The organism is Pseudaquabacterium inlustre (assembly GCF_038066595.1).
Lineage (GTDB): Bacteria > Pseudomonadota > Gammaproteobacteria > Burkholderiales > Burkholderiaceae_C > Pseudaquabacterium > Pseudaquabacterium inlustre.
Genome location: NZ_JBBUTH010000015.1, coordinates 1 through 2,738 on the forward strand (window position 1 = coordinate 1; position 2,738 = coordinate 2,738).

General features: G+C 56.8%; 2 protein-coding genes. Both read right to left on the minus strand.

Annotated elements, in window-relative coordinates; all coding sequences use genetic code 11:
- Positions 1–150: 150 nt before the first annotated feature.
- The gene (locus tag AACH10_RS25300; protein WP_341413338.1) at positions 151–1,953 is read right to left on the minus strand and encodes an ATP-binding protein; all 1,803 of its coding nucleotides are present in this window, start codon (positions 1,951–1,953) and stop codon (positions 151–153) included.
- Positions 1,950–2,738, minus strand: a 789-nt coding sequence (locus AACH10_RS25380; RefSeq protein ID WP_423228667.1) for an SIR2 family protein, incomplete at its 5' end; no start/stop codon positions are given. The genes AACH10_RS25300 and AACH10_RS25380, both read right to left, overlap by 4 nt.

Consider the following 2,738-nt stretch of genomic DNA (forward strand, 5'->3'; position numbering starts at 1 on the left):
ATCTTCGGCAGCGCCGCCGACTTCGCGGCGATCGCCGCGTTCTTCGCTCTCGTCTTGCTTGGCATACATGCTCCTGCTGGTCATGCTATGCCTCGCACACAAAATTTCGGACAGGCTCCAAAATTGACCTGCCATAGGTCCACACCAATCTCAATTGGTCCATCTGGTGAGAACTGGCTCCACCGCCGCGGCATCGTTGGGTGCGTAAGCCCAACCTCCTGCAAAGCTTATATCGTTCGAATCTGGAAGCTGATCGGCGCCAAGCTCCCGGATTCGAATGCGGGCTGGCAGAGCTGCCGCCTCGCCGACAAACACTGCCTCCCGGCGGCCAAGAGAAGACAGCATCCGCGTAATTCCGGCGAGGCTGTCTGGCAGGAAGCGGCGAACGTGGTCCTGATCGGACCCATTGGTCAGGCGAAGAATTATCCAAGAATTGCACTGCGAGAGAACGGTGCTCTCCACGTCTGAGGGACGTTGCGAGACCAGCATTAGGCCAAGGCCATACTTGCGGCCCTCCTTGGCGATCCGCCTCACAGCTTCTTGAGCCTCCTTGTATTGCGCTTCCCCTCTGTCGGGAACGTAGCGATGGGCTTCCTCACACACTAGCAGAATGGGATCCTTCTCCCTTTGTTCTCTGGTCTGCCAAACCTTAAAGTTAAATAGAAGTCGGCAGATCAGGGCTGTCAGTGTTCCAGCTACTTCGTTGGGTGCACCTGAAATGTCAACAATCTTGACGGTCGCCCCACCTGCTGAACTCCCAGTCAGTTGGAGAACAGATTGCGACAATGTGTCTGTTGGATCGTCCCGCATTAGGAACTGCAGCCGTGGATCAGTGCGGAGTACGGTCAGCTTGTCTAGAATCGAGTCATGCGATTTTCGGTCGCTGGCCGACAATAGTTCAGTCTTCGCCGGCTTCCGGCCCTGAACCATGCTTATGTGACGTTCGAACTCGTCGAGCGAGAACCGAACCGGCTTGTCGCGATCAAAAGCACTAACGTCTGCTTGAGTCTTGCCCGCGCATAGCGTCTCCGGCAAATCGCCCGTCGCGTTGTCAGGCAACGGTGTGACGATGCCAGCGGATACCATCCTGGCATGCTTCAACGCCTTGTAGACGATGTTGTTCTGCGAAGTCGCTTCGGCCTCGGTCTTCCCTATGATGAGGGCGCGCAACTCATCGCCAGACATCAACCAATACGGCAAGCGCAGCTCAGCGGTATTTCCATCGTGCCCAGCTGAGGCGTATGCACGCAACACTTGGCATTGCGCATTGAAGGCGGCCCCATACTCACCGTGGGGATCAATCATGACGATCCGCGGCCGGATGGATTCGTCGGTTTCAGCTCTCTTGTGATTGAGCATTGCGTGTACCAGCGCGGCAACCGTACCTGACTTACCAGATCCAGTTGAACCAAGCACGGCGCAGTGTTGGCCGACGAGCTTGTCAATGTTCGCGCGGCAAATGGCGCCATTGCTACCAACATAAGTTCCGATCGCTACCAACGGTGAGACCCCGTTGTGATTGTCGGCCCGCTCGGCAGCCGCGAAGAGTGCATCCAATTCTTCCGCCGTCGTTAGGTAGACACCCTGCAGTGGTAAGGGATATAACTCAACGCCACGAGAGATCGACAGTCCTTGGGGTGCTCCCCTCCAAACCCCCTGCGCGAACAAGTCCGCTTCGAGGATTCGAGAATCGTCACCCGGCGCGATGCGGGCTGAACCCTCCTCAATAGCCATCTCCGATCGCATACGCAGCAATCTGACATAGGCAAAAAGAAGCTTGCGGCCGTAGTGCACCTTCACGATGCTTCCGAGCTGTCCAATTGGATAGACCCGCCCTTCAACTATGCGGGTCAGCTCTGCAAGGTCCGCTCCTAGTTCAACTCGAATGGACTCTCCAGATACCTCTATGATCTTTCCGATGCGTAGATCCTGGCGCTCGTCGAACTGGCTCATTTGGCGCTCCCTGTTCTAAGGAAACCTGTAAGACCTGCGAAGCTCCACCACTTTAGCTCGCCGCCACCGGCGGGGCTAAAGCGGGAACCACACGCGTAGAGAGCCTGGTCCGACGCTACATAGACCCGATTGCTGTAGGCGGTCCCCGTCATCCAGGCGCGAAGGCGCTCCGGCAATGACGTCGCACCCGGAGGTCCAACTTCTCGCACGAACGCGATTACGTTCGTCTTGTTGCCGTCGCGCTTGAGTGCTTCCTCAATCTCGAGGTTGATGTGTTCGTCGCCAAAGCTGTAGCCGACTATGCAGAGCACATGACTCTCTGTGGATGCAAGAAGCCGTCGAAATGCGCCAAATAGCTCCGCGAAAGGATCGCGTTGCGTTTCGACGTACTTTGTAGCTTGCGGGTAGATTAGGGTGTCTTCCAAACGGGATAGATAATTTGTTCCGTATCTCGCCCGGACCAGAGTGCCGTCCGCCGCTCTTAGCCAGTCAACCGAGCCGTGGAGCTTGACAACCTGATGGCAGCGCGGCGGGAGCTTTGCAATCTCCTCCTCTCGATGCCCGGTCCAAAATCCGATGCCGCCTGTGGAGAAGCCGTCGAAGACGCGTCTTCTTGCGAGCGATAAGGAATCCTCGATTAGCGTGTCGTAGTTTGTGGTTGTGAATGAGCCTGTCCGAAATTTTGTGTGCGAGGCATAGCATGACCAGCAGGAGCATGTATGCCAAGCAAGACGAGAGCGAAGAACGCGGCGATCGCCGCGAAGTCGGCGGCGCTGCCGAAGATT